At 72.1% G+C, this 18,197-nt stretch carries 16 protein-coding genes and 2 pseudogenes; 11 read left to right on the plus strand and 7 right to left on the minus strand.

Translation table 11 applies throughout. The features are described 5' to 3' along the window. Positions 1 to 105: 105 nt before the first annotated feature. The 4 genes from J7F03_RS20960 to J7F03_RS20975 form a co-directional block, all read right to left on the minus strand. Entirely contained in the window at positions 106 to 1,257 is a 1,152-nt protein-coding gene (locus J7F03_RS20960) for an MAB_1171c family putative transporter (RefSeq protein WP_214951636.1), read from the minus strand. Beyond that, entirely contained in the window at positions 1,257 to 1,844 is a 588-nt protein-coding gene (locus J7F03_RS20965) for a toxin-antitoxin system, toxin component (RefSeq protein ID WP_214951638.1), read from the minus strand. Before J7F03_RS20965 ends, J7F03_RS20960 begins: the two co-directional genes overlap by 1 nt. Before the next feature lie 53 nt (positions 1,845 to 1,897). Then, entirely contained in the window at positions 1,898 to 2,482 is a 585-nt protein-coding gene (locus tag J7F03_RS20970; RefSeq protein WP_214951640.1) for a helix-turn-helix transcriptional regulator, read from the minus strand. Between the two features lie 218 nt (positions 2,483 to 2,700). Then, a complete protein-coding gene (locus J7F03_RS20975; RefSeq protein WP_214951642.1) occupies positions 2,701 to 3,825 on the minus strand; it encodes an aminoglycoside phosphotransferase family protein in 1,125 nt (374 codons plus the stop codon). Between the two features lie 230 nt (positions 3,826 to 4,055). Between J7F03_RS20975 and J7F03_RS20980 the strand changes: the two genes are divergently transcribed. Next, positions 4,056 to 5,537, plus strand: a complete 1,482-nt coding sequence (locus J7F03_RS20980; RefSeq protein ID WP_214951644.1) for a hypothetical protein — start codon at positions 4,056 to 4,058, stop codon at positions 5,535 to 5,537. A 123-nt stretch (positions 5,538 to 5,660) separates the two neighbouring features. Here J7F03_RS20980 and J7F03_RS20985 read toward each other — a convergent pair whose 3' ends face one another. Together J7F03_RS20985 and J7F03_RS20990 are read right to left on the minus strand one after the other, a co-directional pair. After that, a complete protein-coding gene (locus J7F03_RS20985; RefSeq protein WP_214951646.1) occupies positions 5,661 to 7,088 on the minus strand; it encodes a PP2C family protein-serine/threonine phosphatase in 1,428 nt (475 codons plus the stop codon). A 244-nt stretch (positions 7,089 to 7,332) separates the two neighbouring features. Continuing rightward, positions 7,333 to 7,473 (minus strand): annotated as a pseudogene (locus J7F03_RS20990) (nickel-binding protein); the annotation flags it as partial. 333 nt (positions 7,474 to 7,806) lie between these two features. On the opposite strand from J7F03_RS20990, the gene J7F03_RS20995 reads away from it, so the two are divergent. The 3 genes from J7F03_RS20995 (at position 7,807) to J7F03_RS21005 (ending at position 12,668) form a co-directional block, all read left to right on the plus strand. Continuing rightward, positions 7,807 to 10,107 carry a xanthine dehydrogenase family protein molybdopterin-binding subunit gene (locus J7F03_RS20995; RefSeq protein WP_251072233.1) on the plus strand — a complete coding sequence of 767 codons (2,301 nt, stop codon included), beginning with the start codon at positions 7,807 to 7,809 and terminating at the stop codon, positions 10,105 to 10,107. A 15-nt stretch (positions 10,108 to 10,122) separates the two neighbouring features. Then, a complete protein-coding gene (locus J7F03_RS21000) occupies positions 10,123 to 10,578 on the plus strand; it encodes a (2Fe-2S)-binding protein (RefSeq protein ID WP_214951648.1) in 456 nt (151 codons plus the stop codon). 119 nt (positions 10,579 to 10,697) lie between these two features. After that, positions 10,698 to 12,668 (plus strand): APC family permease, encoded by a 1,971-nt coding sequence (locus J7F03_RS21005; RefSeq protein ID WP_214951650.1) that lies wholly within the window; start codon positions 10,698 to 10,700, stop codon positions 12,666 to 12,668. On the opposite strand, the gene J7F03_RS21010 is transcribed toward J7F03_RS21005, so the two are convergent. Next, on the minus strand, positions 12,574 to 13,815 hold the full coding sequence (locus tag J7F03_RS21010; protein WP_214951652.1) for a CdaR family transcriptional regulator: 1,242 nt from the start codon (positions 13,813 to 13,815) through the stop codon (positions 12,574 to 12,576). The genes J7F03_RS21005 and J7F03_RS21010 overlap by 95 nt on opposite strands. A gap of 207 nt (positions 13,816 to 14,022) precedes the next feature. Here J7F03_RS21010 and J7F03_RS21015 point away from each other — a divergent pair, with 207 nt between their 5' ends. From J7F03_RS21015 to J7F03_RS21045, 7 genes and pseudogenes are all read left to right on the plus strand, one after another. Continuing rightward, positions 14,023 to 14,586: a TetR/AcrR family transcriptional regulator gene (locus J7F03_RS21015; protein ID WP_214951654.1), complete on the plus strand. Its 564-nt coding sequence runs from the start codon at positions 14,023 to 14,025 to the stop codon at positions 14,584 to 14,586. Positions 14,587 to 14,640: 54 nt separating this feature from the next. Next, the gene (locus tag J7F03_RS21020) at positions 14,641 to 15,312 is read left to right on the plus strand and encodes a DUF6461 domain-containing protein (RefSeq protein ID WP_308379828.1); all 672 of its coding nucleotides are present in this window, start codon (positions 14,641 to 14,643) and stop codon (positions 15,310 to 15,312) included. Between the two features lie 138 nt (positions 15,313 to 15,450). Further along, positions 15,451 to 15,699: pseudogene (locus tag J7F03_RS21025) on the plus strand (helix-turn-helix domain-containing protein); the annotation flags it as partial. A 235-nt stretch (positions 15,700 to 15,934) separates the two neighbouring features. After that, positions 15,935 to 16,333, plus strand: coding sequence for a hypothetical protein (locus J7F03_RS21030; RefSeq protein WP_214951658.1), 399 nt, complete (start codon positions 15,935 to 15,937; stop codon positions 16,331 to 16,333). Then, positions 16,330 to 17,175: a transcriptional regulator gene (locus J7F03_RS21035; protein ID WP_374104370.1), complete on the plus strand. Its 846-nt coding sequence runs from the start codon at positions 16,330 to 16,332 to the stop codon at positions 17,173 to 17,175. The genes J7F03_RS21030 and J7F03_RS21035 overlap by 4 nt, the downstream gene beginning before the upstream one ends. 71 nt (positions 17,176 to 17,246) lie before the next feature. Beyond that, positions 17,247 to 17,663 (plus strand): roadblock/LC7 domain-containing protein, encoded by a 417-nt coding sequence (locus J7F03_RS21040; protein ID WP_214951660.1) that lies wholly within the window; start codon positions 17,247 to 17,249, stop codon positions 17,661 to 17,663. Between the two features lie 121 nt (positions 17,664 to 17,784). After that, a complete protein-coding gene (locus tag J7F03_RS21045) occupies positions 17,785 to 18,159 on the plus strand; it encodes a hypothetical protein (protein ID WP_214951661.1) in 375 nt (124 codons plus the stop codon). Positions 18,160 to 18,197: the final 38 nt, after the last annotated feature.

Below are 18,197 nucleotides of genomic sequence, written 5' to 3' on the forward strand. Positions count from 1 at the left end.
CGTTCTGAGCGGCGGACCACAGCGGGGTGCGTCGGCGGGGCGCGGGCTGTGCGAAGTGCCGGGCCAGGTGGAGCCGAGGGCCATTCATAAAGGGTGTCTTTCTCACTAGGCAGCCACGGTGTCGTGGCGAAGGGCGCCGTACTGGCGGGCGATCCGTGCGATCCCCCGCGTTCCGGTGCCGAGCACGGCGCCGAGGGCCGCCGTGCCTGTTTCCTGGGATTCCTCGCCGCTCCCGGTCGCGGATTCCTTGGCCGCGATGGCGAGCGCGATCATCGTGGCCGCGGCCACGTCCCATGCGTCATCGGGGCTGACGCCGTCGTCGAGCGCCCGGTCGTGACATGCGGTCATGGTCTGGAGGTCGCAGTACGGGGACAGGGCCAGCAGATCGTCGTGGATGTCCGTCTCGCGGTCGAGGAGCCGGGATCCGAAGGGTTCCCACCAGGTGGTGGTCGCCGGCAGGCCCATGAGGGTACGGAGCCTGCGCCACAGCGGCCCCATCCACCGATAGGTCTGCCAGGCCTCCCAGGCCGCGGCCATGCGCCGGCCCTGCGGCAGCAGGAAGCCGGTGGTGGTCAGCACGGCTCCCATGCCGGCCAGCGGCGGGGCGACCTCCGTACTGAGGAAGTCCAGGTCGCCACCCGCCCAGCGGGTGATGACGGCAGCGGCCTTGGCCAGGCCGAAAGCGGTGCTGAAGGTGAAGCCGGCCACGAGCGTCAGCAGGCCTGCCCGCAGCCATCCGTCCACCACCCGGGACCACCTCCAGCACATCGCCGGGACGACGACGCCGACCACGATGTGCCAGGAGAGGTAGATGACGATCATCTCTCGGATCCACGGAGTGGACGCGTAGTGGGTGTCCAGGTCCCGCAGCCGCTCCACCGGGGCCTCACCCAGGGCGAAGCACGCCGCGATCAGGAGGATGACGGCGCCGCAGGCGGCGAACCACCGTCTCACGCGACGCTGGACGTCCTCGCCGAGACCCTCACGCCAGTACGCGAGCAGCACGATGCAGAACGTGTTGAAAACGTTGTTGATCGCGTAGACCAGCGGAGCGGAGACGTTCGGCACGCCCACCGCCCGGTTGACCACGGTGATGGTGGGGGGCGCGGCGAGGGCGAACCCGGCGCCGGCCATGAGGAGCAGCCCGGCGACGGACCTGACCATGGGATCGCGCCACCGCCGGACGAGTCCGGGGAGTTTGGAGAGGAAGGCGAGGCCGAGGGCGGCCGCCGGTATGTAGTAGTCCGAGCCGTTCATCAGCCGTCGCCGAGGGAGGCCTGGATCCTGGCAGCAGGTCCCTCGAGGACCCGCTGCGCGGGGTCGAATTCGACCAGGTGGCGAAAACGCCGGCCGAGCATGCGGCCGTACTGCTCCGCCTCGGCTTCGTCGCCGGCGAAGGCATGGGTCCGCGCGGCGACCAGGCGCAGCGCTTCGTCGAAGTCCCCGGGGCTCAGGACGTCGTCGCCGAGCAGGCGCGTGGCCACCTGGGCACCCAGCACATGGGTGCCGCAGTGGCCTCGGACCATGTGCCAGATCTCGTGGCCCAGGATGACCAGGGCGTGGAAGGGGCTGGTGCTCTTGGCGACGACGATGATGTCTTCGCTCTCGCGGTCGAGCCAGAGTCCCGAAACGGGGCCGAGGCCCTGCGGGAAGTCCCGGCGCACGATGCGGACCGGGCGTGCGGGGTCGCCGCGGTAGTCGGTGAGGTACCCGGCGATACGGGCGATCAGTTCATCGATGTCGCCGGGCGCGGGCTCGCCCAGGCCGGCGTACAGCTCGTCGCACAGCCGGACCATCTCCTCTTCCAGCTGCTGGCCTCGCCGCCGCTTCCACACGATCCCCACCCCTTGACTCCTGACCTGTAGTCCCCTGTGTCCCTATCTCCGACGACACGTGATCACGTCGATCTCGGCTGCTCGTTCACGATGAGGTTCAGGAGGTCCTGCATCGCGGCAAGCGTCTCGGGGGCACCCCTGAACGCGACCGAGCGCAGTTGGAAACGCTCCTTCAGCTCTCGCAGGCCGGTGAGCTGCCGCGCCTGCTCGTTCGCGAGCTTCTCCTCCAAGGCGCGGTTGAGCGCCTGGGACGGCGTCGCGGTCAAGAAGCCGCGGGGGACCTTGAAGAGGTCCTCGATCCGGGAAGCGAGTTCGAGGCTGGGTACCTTGCGGCCCTTGAGGAGCTCACCGACCCACTGGGGAGTCACGTCCGAGCCGTCGGCGATCTCGGCCTGCGTGTACTGACCGCCGTCCGCGCGCAGTCGGGTCTCGCGGAGGAACGCCAGCCGTTGTGCCACCTGCTGCTGAAAGTTCGTCTGGGTCATCGGGCGCCGCGTCAGCCCCGCCCGCACGACGCCCACGGCCAAGCCCGTGCTCATCGACAGCGGGACCGGGTCGAGGACCGCCGCCCGGTCCAGATCGGCTTCCTCGATCAGCTTTTCCAGGAGGCCGAGGCTCTTCAGGTGAGGGTCACCCTCGTCGATCACGGACTCTCCTGGCGGGGTTGGTGGCGATGCGGCGGCCGGACGTGATGCCCCTACCTGCGAAGCCACTACACCAGAGCGACGATCGATTCCACAACTGAAACGATCGTAGACTTTCCTCCCGGTAACACCGCCGGCGCGGCCGTCCAGGGGGTGCGCGGCGCCACAACGCGACGTAGTCCCGCGGCCCGAGGGCCGCGGGACTACGGGTCGTGCGGGGATCAGCGGGTGCCCACCGCCGCGCGGAGCGCCCTGCGGGCCATGCCCGCGTCGTCGTGCAGGCGGCGCAGCAGCAGGCGCTGCTCCTCGCCGGAGGACAGGGCGCCCGCCGGGAGGGACTGGGCCGGGGTGGCCGCCAGCATCGAGCGCTGGACCGCCGTCTCGGACATCCGGATCTCCCGGGTCAGCACCAGCATCAGGTTGACCAGGAACGCGTCCCGCGCCGCCGGTCCGGCCGCCTGGGCCATGCGGCTGATCTGGGCCCGGGCGGCCGGGGCGTCGCCCAGTACCGTCCACAGCGTGGCCAGGTCGTAGCCCGGGAGGTACCAGCCGGCGTGCTCCCAGTCGAGGAGCACCGGTCCCGCCGGGGACAGCAGCAGGTTCGACAGGAGCGCGTCGCCGTGGTTGAACTGCCAGGGGGTGCCGGACAGTTTCACCCCGTGCAGCAGCTTCTGCAGGTCACCGAGGTCCCGGTCGGTCAGCAGGCCCAGTTCGTAGTCCCGGGCGATGCGCCGGCCGTAGTTCAGCGGCCGCCCGAAGAGCTCCTCGGCAGGCCGCCAGCCGTTCACCTGGCGCACCGCTCCCAAGGCCGCCCTCAGGTCGGCCCTGGGCGGGGACTCCACCGGATGCCGCTGCAGCGCCGCGACCCGGCCCGCCATCCGCTCGACGATCAGTACGCAGTTCTCCGGATCGGCGGCGATCAGCCGCGGCACCCGGACCTGCGGGCGGTGCCGGACGAAGGTCCGGTACGTCACTATTTCGTGCCGGTACCGCTCGCGCCACTCTGGCGAGTGATCCAGTAAGACCTTCGCTACGGCCGTCATCCGCCCGGTGGTCCCCACCAGCAGGACCGACCTGCCGCTGCGCCGCAGCACCTGCACCGGAGCGAACTCCGGACAGATCCGCTGGACCGATGCGAGCGCGGTGCGCAACTGGGCGCCCTGCGGGCCCGAGAGGTCGATTCTTCCGCTGAGCGGCTGCGATCCGGTACCCGGAATCCGCCGCGTCCGTACGACGCCCTGCGACGTCGCCGCGGGGCGGCCGGGCTCGAGGTAGGGGCTGCCCCCCGCGGGGAGGGTGCGGTGCGGCCGGACAGGTGCGGACACGGAGGTCGTTGCTGCGTACATGGCGTTACGGATCCCTTCGTGCGCCGACGAGTTGCGTACGCCGCCCCGCCGGATCCCGTGCATCACCCTGGGGAGTTCCGCCGGTGACCGGGTCGGGGAGGCGCATTCCTACCTGACACCCGGCCGTGGGTGGCGGACCACATTGCGTGCCCTGGCGAACCCTGGCGAATAGTCGCTCGGCATCTGACGGGGGGTTACTGTCAACTCAGCCGAGAACCTGGGGGCTTGACGTGAGCAAAGGACCAAACACCCGTCTGAACGACTTGTTCGGCCTGGCCGGCTGGTCGAAGGGTGAACTGGCGAGGATGGTCAACCGGCAGGCGGCCTCCATGGGTCACCACCAGCTGGCGACCGACACCTCGCGGGTGCGGCGCTGGATCGACATGGGGGAGACCCCGCGCGAACCGGTTCCCACGGTACTGGCAGCCCTGTTCACCGAGCGGCTCGGTCGTGTCGTGACCATCGAGGACCTCGGGTTCGTACGGCAACGGCGCACCACCAAACGGCAGCCGGACGGGGAGAAGGAGAACCCCGACGGAATGCCCTGGGCGCCCGAACGCACAGCCGCGGTCCTCACCGAATTCACGGGAATGGACCTCATGCTCAACCGTCGCGGTCTGATGAGCGCGGGTGCCGCGCTCACCGCCGGCTCAGCCCTCAGCAACGCCATGTACGACTGGCTCCACACCGACCCCGCCCGCGCGAAGGGCGCGCAGGGGCACGACGACTACTTCCAGGCCGACGCGGCGGGTTACGACCGCTACGAGGCCGCGCCCATCGGCTCGCAGGAGATCGAGGCCCTGGAGCGCTCCGTGGAGGTCTTCCGCGCGTGGGACGCCTCCAGAGGCGGCGGCCTCCAGCGCAAGGCCGTGGTCGGGCAGCTCAACGAGGTGGGCGGCATGCTCGCGTACCACCATCCCGACCACCTGCAGCGGCGGTTGTGGGGGGTGGCTGCCAACCTGGCGGTGCTGGCGGGCTGGATGTCCCACGACGTGGGCCTGGAGCCGACGGCGCAGAAGTACTTCGTCATCGCCGCCCACGCGGCCCGCGAGGGCGGCGACCGGCCGCGCGCGGGGGAGGCGCTCTCCCGCGCCGCCCGGCAGATGGTCCACCTGGGCAAGCCGAACGAGGCCCTCGACCTGATGAAGCTGGCGCAGTCCGGCTCCGGCGAGCAGACGCTGCCCCGCACCCGCGCCATGCTGCACACCATCGAGGCCTGGGCGCAGGCCGCGCTGGGCAAGGGGCAGGCCATGCGGCGCACCCTGGGCGAGGCCGAGGACCTGTTCGTGTCCACCTCGGGTGACGTGCCACCGCCCTCCTGGATGCAGCACTTCGACGAGGCCGACCTGCACGGCATGCAGGCGCTGGCCTTCCGCACCCTCGCCGACCACGACCCCTCGGCGGCGCCGATCGCCCAGAAGCACGCCAGGGAAGCCCTGCGACTGCGGGCCGACGGCCACCAGAGATCGAAGATCTTCGACTACATTTCGATGGCCTCGGCCTGCTTCATCGCCGACGACCCGGAGCAGGCCGACCGCTACGCCCGCCTCGCGCTCGTCTCGATGAACGAGACCTCCTCGCACCGCACATGGGACCGGCTGCGCGAGATGTACCGGCTGACCGGACATTACTCGGGCTTCGCCGGCATCGAGGAGCTCCGCGAGGAGATCAAGCTGGCGCTGCCGGACAGCCCTGTCGCCCGTACGGTCTGAGGCCGGTACGGTCCGTGGCCCGTGGCACCCCGAGCACGCAGACGAGGAAGGCCGCGCCCTCCGGCGCGGCCCTGAACTCCTGAACCTGGTACGCGCAGGGGCCCGACGGATCGGGCCCGCCCGCTACGAGCCGATCCTGGCCACCAGCACGCAGGCGTCGTCCTCGCGCTCGCCCTCTCCGAACTCCCCGATCACCAGGCGCACGCATTCCTGCGCCGACCGCGCCGCCGAGAAGTGCGGGGCGAGAGCCAGCAGCCGCGCGGTCCCGTCGGCCTTGCTGAACTCGATGCTGCGCGGCGTCAGTCCGTCGGTGTGCAGGACGAGCACGTCGCCGGCCTCCAGCCGCTCCTCCGCCTGTCCGTACGTCGCTCCGGAGGTCGCTCCGAGCAGTACGCCCTCGGGCGGCAGCAGCGAGCGGCCCTGGCCGCGCCGGAACAGCAGCGGGGCGGGATGGCCGGCCTGCGCCCAGGACAGCACCCGGCGGGCGGGATCGTAGCGACAGCAAACCGCCGATCCCAGCGCGGGCTGTACGGAGGTTTCCAGGAGCTGGTTCAGCCAGCCCATCAGGGGGCCCGGCTCGATGCCCGCCATGGCCATCCCGCGCAGGGCGCCGAGCATCATCGCCATGCCGGAGGTGGCGGTCACCCCGTGCCCGGTCAGATCGCCGACGGTCAACATGGAGTGCCCGTCGGGCAGTTCGAGCGCGTCGTACCAGTCGCCGCCGATCAGCGCGCTGGTCGCGGAGGGCAGATAGTGCGCGGCGACGTCCAGTGCCCGGGTGCTGTCGTGCGGGAACCGCAGGGAGCCGCGCCACGGGGGGAGCACGGCTTCCTGCAGCTCGACCGCCAGCCGGCGCTCGGTCTGCGCGATCTCCTGCCGGCGCTGCAGCGAGTCGCGGGACTCGCGCACCGCCCGCTGGCTGCGGCGCAGTTCGCTCACGTCGCGCAGTACGGCCCACATGGAGGCCGTACAGCCGTCGGAGTCGAGTACCGGCTCGCCCCTCATGTGCAGCGTCCGGACGCGGCCGTCGGCCCGGACGATGCGGAACTCGCCGTCTATGGGCTTGCCGTCCACCAGGCAGGCCGTCACCATCGCCGTCAGCAGCGGCTGGTCCTCGGAGAACAGGGTGGAGCCCAGCTCGTCGAGGGGCAGCGCGCCGGCTTCCGGGGAGCGGCCGAAGATCTGGAAGAGCTCGTCGGACCAGTTGACCTCGTCGGTCAGCAGGTTCCACTCGGCGCTGCCGACCCGGGTCTGCTGGGCCTCCGCCCCGGTCTCGGGGGCGGCTTGCGGCACCGCTGCGGCTTCGGGCGCGGCGGCCGGCAGGCCCTCCTTGAGCTGGCCGAGGTGTTCGCGGAGGTCGTCGAGGTGGTGGACGGCGAGATCGCACAGTGCGCGCTGCCAGCGGCCCTGCGCGTCGTCGTCGTCGACGACGGTGTCGCGGCGGACGGCGTCGACTTCTCCCCGGAGCCTTCGGGTCTGGGAGATCAGTGCGTCCACCGACCCTGGCTCGGGGGGCTGCGCGGGGCGGTCCGCGTACAGGTGGGACGGCATGAGAACTCCGATACAGGCGCGGCACGGCCAAGTCTGAGGAGGGACCGGTTCTGATGGAAGGGCCTGTAACGACTCTTGCACAGGCGGCGACGGCCTGTAAGGCGTTTGGCAACATCTGTAGCGGGCTTGCTTAAGGCATATGCCTGCGGCCTCCCGGCCCCTCTCGGGTGTGCGAACGAATCCAGTCAAACCCTGCCGGCGGATCGGGACCGGAGCCCCGTCGATCCTTGCGGTGCCTGGGCCGTTACACGGCGAGCGGCACCGGTTGGATCTCGCCGGCCGGGTGGCCCGTGCGCTCGTTGATGCGCTGGACCGCGTCCGCCGAGGGTGCCTCGGAGAGGCAGTAGACCGTGCCGGACGCCGGGTCGGCCCAGGCGCGCGTCCACGCCGCACCGCCGGGCTCCCGGCGCTCTCCTTCCGTCGTTCCCCCGCGGCCGGAAACCGGCCTTTCGGACGGGGATGGTCGATCGTACGGCCGAGGTGTACGAGGGACGTTGCCCCGGCTGCTCGCGAAAAGCGGTGCGGGACCCGGATCAACTCGCCCGGGCCGGTACCCCCCGAACGAAGGACCCCCGTGTTGCGGCCGGGCCCCGCGCGCGCCGCCGCCGGGGTCGGGCCGGGACTTCCCAGCGCACCGGGTGATGGCTACCCTACGTGTCGGTAATGAGCCGGGGAGGTCCGCTTGGGCGGGCTGCGCGCAGGGTGGGGACACGACGACATGACCGGGCAGAGCCACGCGCCGACCGGCGGCCACAGCCGCGCAGAGGATCCCCGGGAGCCCGGCGGCGCTCCGGGCCGGCCGGCCGAGGGCGGGGGGCACAGCCGGCGGTCCTTCCTCACCTACCTCGTCGCGGCGCCGACCCTCGCCCTCGTCACCCGCGCCGGGGCCGACGCCTTGGCCCCGCAGGCCGCCCACGCCGTGATCCCGACCCTGCCCGCCATCGCCGACCTGCTGGACCTCGGCGACCTGTTCATCCTGGCCGGCGCCCCCACCTCCGCCCTGCTCGCGCTCGTCGTCGACGCCGACGGGACCATCCGCTTCCGGCTGCCGCGCGAGGAAGTGGGCCAGGGCCTGACCACCGCGGTGGCGATGCTCGTCGCCGAGGAACTCGACGCGCCACTGGCCGGCGTACGGGTCGAACTGGACGACGCCCGCCCCGAGCTGCTCTTCAACCAGCTCACCGGCTCCTCCAACTCCATCCGCTCCCTCTACGGACCGGTCCGCCAGTGCGCCGCCACCGCCCGCGCCCGCCTCGTCGCGGCCGCCGCGCGGCACTGGAGCCTCCCGGCGTCCTCCCTCACCACCGCGAACGGCGCCGTCAGCGCCCCCGACGGCCGCACCGCCGGCTACGGCTCGCTCGCCGCGGCCGCCGCCGACCCCGCCCTGATCGTCCTCGGCGCCACCCCCAAGCCGGCCGCGAAGCACACGCTCGTCGGCAAGCCCACCAGCCGGATCGACGCCCGCGCCATGGTCACCGGGGCCCAGCGCTACACCCTCGACCTCGACGTGCCCGGTGCCAAGCCCTGCGTGGTCCGCCGCCCGCCGACCCTCGGCGGCAGCGTCCGCGCCGTGGCCAACCTCGCCGCCGTCGAGGCCATGCCCGGCGTCCTGCACGTGGTCACCGTCGCCACCGGCGTGGCCGTCGTCGCCGAGACCTTCGGCCAGGCCCTCGACGCCAAGGCCGCCCTCCAGGTCACCTGGGGACCGGGCCCCGCCGACCAGCTCTCGGACGCACAGGTCCGTACGAAGCTGCGCGCCGCCACGCCGCCGCTGCTGGTGCCGCCGCTGCTCACGGCGCACGTGGACGCCGAGTTCGACTTCGCCTTCGTCAGCCACGCCCCGATGGAGACCAACTCCGCCGTGGCGGACGTCCGCGACGACCGCGCGGAGATCTGGTCCGGGCTCAAGTCCCCGATCGTGGCCCGCGAGACGATCGCCGCCGACCTCGGCCTGCCGCTCGACAAGGTCACCGTCCACGTGGTCCAGGCCGGCGGTTCCTTCGGCCGCCGGCTGTTCTTCGACGCCGCCCTGGAGGCGGCCCGGATCTCCAAGGCGTGCCGCCGCCCGGTCCGCCTGATGTGGACCCGCGTCGACGACACCCGGCACGGCCGGATGCGCCCCGCCACGCACCACAAGATCCGTGCCACCCACCTGCTCGGCGAGGTGCTCAGCTTCGAACACCGGGTCGCCGCCGCCGAGACCGACTTCCGGCACGGCCTCGGCGAGATCATCACCGCCACCGCCGCGAGCCTTCCGCTCGGCATCGGCAACGCGACCCTCGCCCAGACGCTGTTCCTCACCACGATCAAGTCCCCGTACCACTTCGGGCTCACCACCCAGGCGCTCACGGAGGTCCCGACCGGGGTGCCCACTGGTTCCTGGCGCTCGGTGTACTCGGCGAACACCCGGGGCGCCGAGGAGATCGTGGTCGACGAGCTGGCCGCCGCGACCGGGCGTGACCCGTACCGGTTCCGCCGGACCTTCCTGAAGACGGCAGCCCAGCGCGCCGTGCTCGACAAGGTGGCGACGGAAGGGAACTGGGGCCGCGCCCTGCCCGTCGGGTGCGCCCAGGGCATCGCCTTCCACGAGGAGTACAAGTCCCGTACCGCCTGCCTGGTGGAGATCGACACCAGGGATCCGGAGCACGTCCGCGTCACCAAGGCCGTCATCGCCGTCGACGTGGGCCTGCCCGTCAACCCGCGCGGTCTGGAGGCCCAGATGATCGGCGGTCTCACCGACGCCATCTCCACCACGCTGAAGGCCGGCCTGCACCTGGACAAGGGTCTCCCGCTGGAGGGCAGTTACAGCCAGTTCCACTGGGCGCAGCAGCGCGACACCCCGCGCGACGTACGGGTCTTCGTGCTCCCGGCGACCGGCACGGCGCCGGGCGGCGCCGGCGAGCTGGGCCTGCCCGCCGCCGTGGGCGCGATCGCCAACGCCTACGCCCGGGCCACCGGCACCAAGCCGCGCAGCTTCCCCCTCGACTTCGACGTCGACTTCACCCCTTACCCCCGCTAGTCCAGGAGCCGAGCCGTGCCCTCGCACACCTTCACCGTCAACGGGCAGAGCGTCACCGTGGACGCGCCCGACGATCTGCCCCTGCTGTGGGTGCTGCGCGACATGCTGGGCGTGCGCGGCCCCAAGTACGGCTGCGGCGTGGACGTCTGCAAGGCCTGCACCAGCCACCTCGACGGTGCGGACGTCCGCCCCTGCGTCGTGCCGGTCTCCGCGTGCGCGGGGAAGTCGGTCACCACGATCGAGGGCCTGGCGAACGGCGACGAGCTGCACCCCGTGCAGGAGGCCTGGCTCGAACAGGACGTCTCCCAGTGCGGTTTCTGCCAGCCGGGCCAGATCATGGCGGCGGTGGCCCTGCTGAAGCGGACGAGCACGCCCACGGACGAGGACATCGACGCGATCGCCAACATCTGCCGCTGCGGCACCTACTTCCGCATCCGGGAGGCGATCCGCAGCGCGGCCGCCAAGATGTAGGCGGGCGCTGCCGGCACACCGCGTCGAAGTGGTGTTCGGTTCGGGCTCCGGCAGGGTTCACCCCGTGACACAGGGCTTATGAGGGAAAAATCAGGACGCTTGTATCTGATCATGCCTGAATGAGGCGTATCAATGCGAAACGTGTGCTGGTCGGTGAACCGCTCGACACCGCGCGTCTGGGCGAGACCCTGCTTCCCAAACGGCTCGCCCTCCCCATCTTCTGCAGCGACCCGCTCTCCTCGGTGGCCTACGCCACCGAGGAGATCCTGCTGATCCTCGCCCTCGGCGGCGTCGCGCTGCTCCACCTCGCCTGGTACGCGGCCGCCGCCATCGTCTTCCTGCTCGTGGTCGTCGTCGCCTCCTACCGGCAGACCTGTCACGCCTACCCGGGCGGCGGCGGAGCCTACATCGTCAGCTCCAAGAACCTCGGCGAGAGCGCCGCACTCACCGCCGCGAGCGCCCTGCTCGTCGACTACGTCATGACGGTCGCCGTCTCCGTCGTCTCCGGCGTCTCCGCCATCACCTCCGCCATCCCCGCCCTCGACGACCACGAAGTCTCCATGTCGGTGGGTTTCGTGGTGCTGCTGACCCTGATGAACCTGCGCGGCGTACGGGAGTCGGGCCGGGTCTTCGCCATCCCGACCTACGGCTTCGTGCTCGTCATCTACCTCATGTTCGCGGTGGCCGCCTACCGTCTCGCGACCGGCGACACCATCCGCGCCGAATCGGCCGAGCTGCCGATCACCGAAGCCGGCACCTACGCCGGGCTCGCCCTGGTGCTGCTCGCGCTGCGCGCCTTCGCCTCCGGCTGTACGGCGCTGACCGGCGTCGAGGCCATCAGCAACGGCGTGCCCGCCTTCCGGAAGCCGAAGAGCCAGAACGCGGCGACCACCCTCGCGGTGATGGGCGCGCTGGCCGTCACCATGTTCGGCGGGATCACCATCCTCGCGATGAACTACAAGGTGCACGTCGCGGCGGATCCGGCCGAGCTCGGCCTGGCCCCCGGGACGCCGATGTCCACCGCGCTCGCACAGATCGGCCGCGCCACCTTCGGCGACTGGCACTTCCTCTTCTACCTGCTCCAGGCCGTCACGGCCGGCGTGCTGGTCCTCGCCGCGAACACCGCGTTCAACGGTTTCCCGATGCTCGCCTCCATCCTGGCCAAGGACCGGTACGTGCCGCGCCAGCTCTACAACCGCGGCGACCGGCTCGTCTACTCGAACGGCGTCGTCCTGCTGGCGCTCGCCGCCATCGCCCTCATCGTCGCCTTCGACGCCCAGCTGACCCGCCTCATCCAGCTGTACATCATCGGCGTCTTCGTCTCCTTCACCCTCTCGCAGGCCGGCATGGTCCGGCACTGGAAGCAGGAACTCGCCTCGCCCGAGACCCGGCAGGAGGAGCGGATCCACATCCACCGCAGGCGCGCCATCAACGCCGTCGGCGCCGTCATGACCTCCGTGGTCCTGGTCATCGTCCTGATCACCAAGTTCACCCACGGTGCCTGGCTCGTGGTCATCGCCATGCCGCTGCTCTTCCTCGGCATGAAGGGCGTGCGCCGCCACTACGACACCGTGGCGCGGGAAGTGGCCGTCGCCCCCGGGATGAAACCGCGCAAGCCCTCCCGCCACCACGTCGTCGTCCTCGTCGCCGCCGTCCACGCCCCGACGCTCAAAGCCCTCGGCTTCGCCATGGGACTGCGGCCCGACACCCTGACGGCCGTCTCGGTGGCCGCCGACGAGGAGGACGCGGACCGGCTGCGGGCGGCCTGGGCCGAGCACGACCCGGGCATCGCGCTGAAGGTGCTGCACTCCCCGTACCGGGAGGTCATCGGGCCGGTGCTCGCCTACGTACAGGAGCAGGCGGCCGCCGAGGGGACGGACATGCTGTCGGTGGTGATCCCCGAGTACGTGGTCGGGCACTGGTGGGAGCAGCCCCTGCACAACCAGAACGCGCTGCGGCTCAAGGCGCGGTTGCTGTTCACGCCCGGGGTCGCGGTCATCGACGTGCCGTATCTCCTGGAGTCGGCGAAGTCCGCGAAGCCCGCGGAACCGGAGGCGCCGGAGCCGGAGGGGGAACGGGTGCCGGGGTAGCCGGGCGCAGGGTCACCGCCGTATGGGCCAGCGCCAGTTCCACCACGTGCGCCGGATCGGACAGGGAGCGGCCGGTGAGCTGCTCCAGGCGGCGAAGCCGGTTCGAGACCGTGTTGCGGTGGCAGTACAGCCGCTGCGCCGCGTACGTCGTCGAGCCCTGGCAGGTCAGCCAGGTGCCCAGGGTGGTCAGCAGCACCCGGCGGTCCTCCGGAGCCAGCGCCAGGACGGGACCCAGCACCACCTGGCGCAGCCGGCCCGCGAGATCGGGCTCGGCCGCGACCAGGGCCGCCGGGAGCCGCTCGTCCAGTAGAGAGGTGCGCGGGCCCTCCGAGGCGGGGGCCGTGCCCAGCGCGAGGACGGCCAGCCGGCGGGCCCGTGCCAGCTCCGCCGGCGACGACACCACCGGGCTCACCCCGGCGCGCACCCCGAGCGGGGCGAGCGCGTCCCGTACGGATTCCAGCGGAAGGTGGCCCAGGTCCACGAGCCCGGTCTCCCCGTCGGCGCGGATCCGCCACAGCACGCGCGGGGCGCCGGCGCCGGGGTGCGCGTCCGCGCTCCCGCCCGGGCCGAGGACCACGACCGCGAACCGGCCGCGCTCCGGCAGCCCGAGCCGGTGCGCCGACTCGGCGGCCGCCTCCGGCGGACCGGCTCCGTCGAACAGAGTGTCGAGCAGCGCCGCCCGCAGCTCCCGCTCGCGCTCGCCGCGCACGGTCTCGGCCCGCCGGTAGGACTCGGCCGCGGCGTCCGCCGTCCGGTCCATCACGTCCCACAGTGCCGGCGCCGCGGTCAGCAGCCGGGGCAGCGCGGCCCGGTCGTGGGCGGCCACCGCCTCGGTCAGGCTCTGCCACAGCAGTCGGCCGCCGAGCCGGTAGACGCGCAGCAGGGAGTCGAGCGGCAGCCCCTGGCCGGCGCGGAGCGCGCCCTCGGCGCGGGCGTCGGCGAGATCCGGCACGAGGCCGGGGGAACCGCCGGCCAGACCCTCGACGGCCTGGCGCAGGACGTCGTGTAACCGGTCGCGCAGTTCGGCCCGCCCGAGCAGGGCGGCGTAGGCGGGTTCCTCGGTCGGCATCCGGTCGGCGAGCCGGTGCGCCGCGACGGCGATCCGGCGGTTCAGGTCCTCGCGTATCTCCTCGATGATCCGCTCCATGACGGGCAGGGTGGCACGGCGGAGGGGGCGGTGGGGAGGGCCGGGACGGTGCCGTGTCCGCTAGCGTGTCCGAAGCACTGCGCGTGCAGTGCATATGCGGCGGTCATAGCAGCGGTACGGGCGTGCCCGGCGTACCGGCGGGCCGCAGCACCGCTTACGCCGTGCCGCCCCGCACGGCCCCGTGTCCACACCGTCAGGGATCCGCCCATGCGCCAGAACCCGGAGCGCCGCGCCGCGCTGCTCGACGCCGCCATCGAAGTCCTCGCCCGCGAGGGCTCCCGCGGGCTCACCCTGCGTGCGGTGGACGTCGAGGCCGGGGTCCCGACGGGCACCTCCTCCAACTACTTCGCCAACCGGGCCCAGTTGCTGGTACAGATCCTGCACCGCACCCGGGAGCGGCTGACCCCCGACCCGGCGGACCTGGCCGGCCCGCTCGACACGAGAGAGCTGCTCGGCCGGCTCGTGGAGCGCATGCGCCGCGAGCGCAGCGTCCACACCGCGATGCTGGAACTGAGGCTGGAGGCCACCCGGCGGCCCGAGCTCCAAAGCGAACTGGCCGGATTCCAGGGCGCCGAGCTGGAGGCGAACATCGCCTGGCACCTGGAGGCGGGACTGCCGGGGGACCGGCAGGGCGTGGTGCTGCTGTACCTGGCCATGCTGGGGCTGATCGTCGACGACCTGACCGCGCCCGGACTGCTGGACCCCTACCCGCTGGAGGGGCTCATCGACGTCATGGTCGAGCGCCTCCTCCCGGAGCACCCCGCCGACTGACTATCGTGCCGGTGGGGGAGCACCGAGCACCGGCACGAAGCGCGGGAGGGCACCGTGGAGACGGCTGACATCACCGGGAGCGGCGGCGACGCGGACGGCGGCACGGGCAGGGACCACGGCACCGGAGCCGACGGCGGCATCCGGTGGCTGGCGGACTGGGACGCCTGGTACGTCAGTCTGACCTTCGCCCGGGGCATCGGCCCCGAGGAACTGGCCGCGCGACTCGGCGCGATACCCGGCGTCCACCCCGGGCCACTGGGCGCCATCGACGCGTGGAGCATGGTCACCGAGACCGTGGACGGCGACGGCGTGGCCCGCGTCGGCAGCTGGGGCGGCTGGTCCTTCGCCATCGAACACGGCATGCCGGCCGGGGCGCAGCGCCTCGCCGAGATCTCCCGCGGCGGCGCCGAGGCCGTCCACCTCGACCCGCAGCCGGACCACCCGCCCAAGCAGTTCGCGTACGCCCGCGACGGCGAGCTCGTCTGCTGCTTCGGCCTCGGTGAGGAGTGCTGGCGCGGCGGCCACCGGCCCGACTTCCTCCTGCCGGAGCTGGTCGAGGCCAAGATCCTCACCCCGGACGGCGGCTGCGCCCGCCCCGAGGGGGAACCGTACGAGGACCGGGACCGCCTCACCCTCCGCGTCCTGGAGCACCGCTTCGCGCTGTCCCTCCCGCGCCGCCTCGTCGAGGAGGCCTCCCTGCCGGCCTTCGTGACCTGCGCCCAGTGATCCTCGCCACCGCATCGGTTTCGCCGGTCGGGTATTGGTTGATCTTATGCTCGGGTTTACGCGCGTCCGCTGGTTTTGCGGCCGATGAGCGACTTTGATGGGTTTGCCAGGCCTCGTACCGGAGCAGGGGGACCACTCATGGGCACCGACCGCAGCCAGAAGGACAGTTCGGACGACATCACCAGCACCGCCACCGCACCCACCCTCATCGGTTCCGTCCAGAGGGCGCTGCGTCTCGTGGAAGCGATGTACGCGGAGGGCGGGGCGACCGCCAAGAGGCTCGCGCGCCTCACGGGTATCCCGCTGCCCACCGTCTACCACTTGCTGCGCACCCTCAGCCACGAGGGCTACGTGCAGCGAGAGGGCGGAGCCTTCCGGCTCGCGGACGGTCTGCCACTGCCTCTCGCCTCGTGAATTCGGGTTCCGTATGACCGGCGCGGAGCGGATGGATCAACGCAATGATCAAATTCCGATGGGTTCCGGCCAAGCTGTCACGTGCTACCGCGCATGTTCCAGCGGAAAATGCCAGAACCCCCTTCCGCACTGTGGAAGTTGAGTAAGTTCCTCCTGTCGCGCCGTACGACCGTGCACCACGCACGGTCCGGCCGGGAGGGGAGCCCGCGTGCCCGGGATCGACGAATGCCTGCTCGAAGCCATGGCCCTGCCTGGTGCGAGGGGGGCCGCGCTGGTCGACTGGAGCAGCGGGCTGGCCCTCGGCACCATCGGGGACTCACCGGTGGGGGACCACGAGACCACCGCCGCCGAGACCGCCGAGCTGGCCAGGGCGGCCGCCGAGTACGAGTCCTTCGCCCCGGCGGAACCAGGCTCGGGCGAAGCCGCCGGACCGCCCGTCGAGGACCTGATCGTCACCACCCGGACCGGCTACCACGTGCTCCGCTTCGTCGAGACCAGCTTCGACAGCAGCGTCTTCCTACACCTGTGGCTCGACCGGGCCGACGGCAACCTCGCCCTCGCCCGGCACAGACTCCGGTCCCTGGCCGAGGGGCTGGTGCTCAAGTGAACGCGGCGGCCCTGCCCCCCGGTGCCCCGGCTCCTTCCGGGACCCCCGCCCTCCCCGACGGCCAGGCCGGCACCCCGGCCGCCGTCTCGCCCCTGCTCACCCGGCTCGCCGCCGAGCGCGCCACCGGCGCGCTGCTCCGCGAGCGAGGCACCCTCTTCCTGGAGGACGGCCGCGTCGTGCACGCCGAGAGTCCGGCCACCCCCGGCCTCGACGTCCTGCTCACCACCGGCGGCGGCCTCACCCCCGAGCGCTGGACCGACGCCGTGAACAAGGCCGGCGCCCGCCGCCAGGTCGCCCGCTTCCTCGTCGACAGCGGAGGCATGGCGGGCGGCGAGCTGGAGATCTGCCACCTCGCCGCGATATTCGACGCCGCCTTCTTCGCGCTCTCCCCGGGCAGCGGCCCCTCCCGCTTCCGCCGCGGGGCCACGCACTGGATCGGCTCCGTCCGTTCCGTTCCGGCCGACGCCGTCGAGCGGGAGACCCGGCGCCGCCGGGAACTGCTCGACGCGGTCTGGCCCTACCCGCTGCTGGACACCTCCCCGGTCGTGCCCCGGGCCGCCGCCCCCGGCCAGACCGTCACCGCCCGGCAGCGGATCCTGCTGGACCAGGCGGACGGCGTACGGACACCGGCCGACCTGGCGTGGGTGCTGGGCCGGCCGGCCTTCCACACCCTGCTCGACGTACGGCGCCTGGCGGCGGCCGGACTGGTCGAGACCCCGTCCGCGCCGGCGGCCCCGGCCGCCGCACCCGAAGCACTCCTGCCCGACTGGATGACGCAGGCGCAGTCCCCGGATGTGGCGTTGCTGCGCCGGTTACGCGACGCACTGGAGGCAAGCCTGTGAGGCTCCCGCTGCGACCGGCCCAGCGCGGCGACCGCTCCGAGCGGAGGCAGCCCGAAAGGAGGAAGGCCGACATGAGCACGGTGCCCGCCGAAGCGGAGGCCGAGATACTCGCCGAGCTGGCACGGCTTCGGGCCCGCGTCCCCCAGCTCACCGGTGCCCTCGCCGCCAGCGCCGACGGCCTGGTCCTGGCCCACGACAGCGCCGCCACCGAAGCCGAGTCCGTCGCCGCCCTGACCGCGGCCGCCCTCGGGGTGGCCCAGCGGCTCAGCGACTGCACGGGCCAGGGCGGTTTCCGCGAGCTGCTCGTGCGCGGCGAGGACGGCTACGTCGCCACCTACGCGGCGGGCGACGCCGCGGTCCTGACGCTGATAGCCGAGTCGCGCGTCAACGTCGGCCGGCTCCACCTCGAGGCCCGGCGCTCCAGCCTGCGCATAGCCGAGCTGATCGACCGCAGCCTCGGCCGGCGGGGCCTCGGCGCCATCACATAGCCGGGCGATCGTGCTCCCGGCCGGGCGAGCCCCGGGCCGGGCGCCCCCGGCGGTTCCCTCCCGACCACGTACCTCCGTACCGCCCGAGTTCCAGGACAACCACAAGCAAGAGGAGACACCCATGTCCAATGTGGAGACCGCGCTCAAGGAAGCCACCACCACCATCGACGGCGTGATCGGCGCCGCCCTGGTCGACTACAGCAGTGGTATGGCGCTGGGCACCGTGGGCGGCGGCAAGGACTTCGACCTCGCGGTCGCCGCCGCGGGCAACACCGACGTGGTGCGCTCCAAGGTGCGCACGATGGAGCTGCTCGGTCTGAAGGACGAGATCGAGGACATCCTGATCACCCTCGGAACCCAGTACCACCTGATCAGGCTGCTGAAGGCCCGGGGCTCCTCGGGGCTCTTCATCTACCTCGCACTCGACAAGGGGCGGGCGAACCTGGCGATGGCCCGCCACCAGCTGAAGAAGATCGAGACGGAACTGGAAGTGTGACCCGATGACGGCGAGGTGGCGGACGGCTGAACTCATTG

It is taken from the genome of Streptomyces sp. ISL-43, assembly GCF_018614195.1.
Lineage (GTDB): Bacteria > Actinomycetota > Actinomycetes > Streptomycetales > Streptomycetaceae > Streptomyces.

Bases quoted from the DNA above. Each gene is read 5' to 3' on its own strand.
- J7F03_RS21015 (WP_214951654.1), top strand. From the start codon at position 14,023: ATGCGCCAGAACCCGGAGCGCCGCGCCGCGCTGCTCGACGCCGCCATC.
- J7F03_RS20985 (WP_214951646.1), bottom strand. From the start codon at position 7,088: ATGCCGTCCCACCTGTACGCGGACCGCCCCGCGCAGCCCCCCGAGCCA.
- J7F03_RS21010 (WP_214951652.1), bottom strand. From the start codon at position 13,815: ATGGAGCGGATCATCGAGGAGATACGCGAGGACCTGAACCGCCGGATC.
- J7F03_RS21045 (WP_214951661.1), top strand. From the start codon at position 17,785: ATGTCCAATGTGGAGACCGCGCTCAAGGAAGCCACCACCACCATCGAC.
- J7F03_RS21005 (WP_214951650.1), top strand. From the start codon at position 10,698: ATGAGGCGTATCAATGCGAAACGTGTGCTGGTCGGTGAACCGCTCGAC.
- J7F03_RS20960 (WP_214951636.1), bottom strand. From the start codon at position 1,257: ATGAACGGCTCGGACTACTACATACCGGCGGCCGCCCTCGGCCTCGCC.
- J7F03_RS20975 (WP_214951642.1), bottom strand. From the start codon at position 3,825: ATGTACGCAGCAACGACCTCCGTGTCCGCACCTGTCCGGCCGCACCGC.
- J7F03_RS21040 (WP_214951660.1), top strand. From the start codon at position 17,247: ATGAGCACGGTGCCCGCCGAAGCGGAGGCCGAGATACTCGCCGAGCTG.
- J7F03_RS20995 (WP_251072233.1), top strand. From the start codon at position 7,807: ATGACCGGGCAGAGCCACGCGCCGACCGGCGGCCACAGCCGCGCAGAG.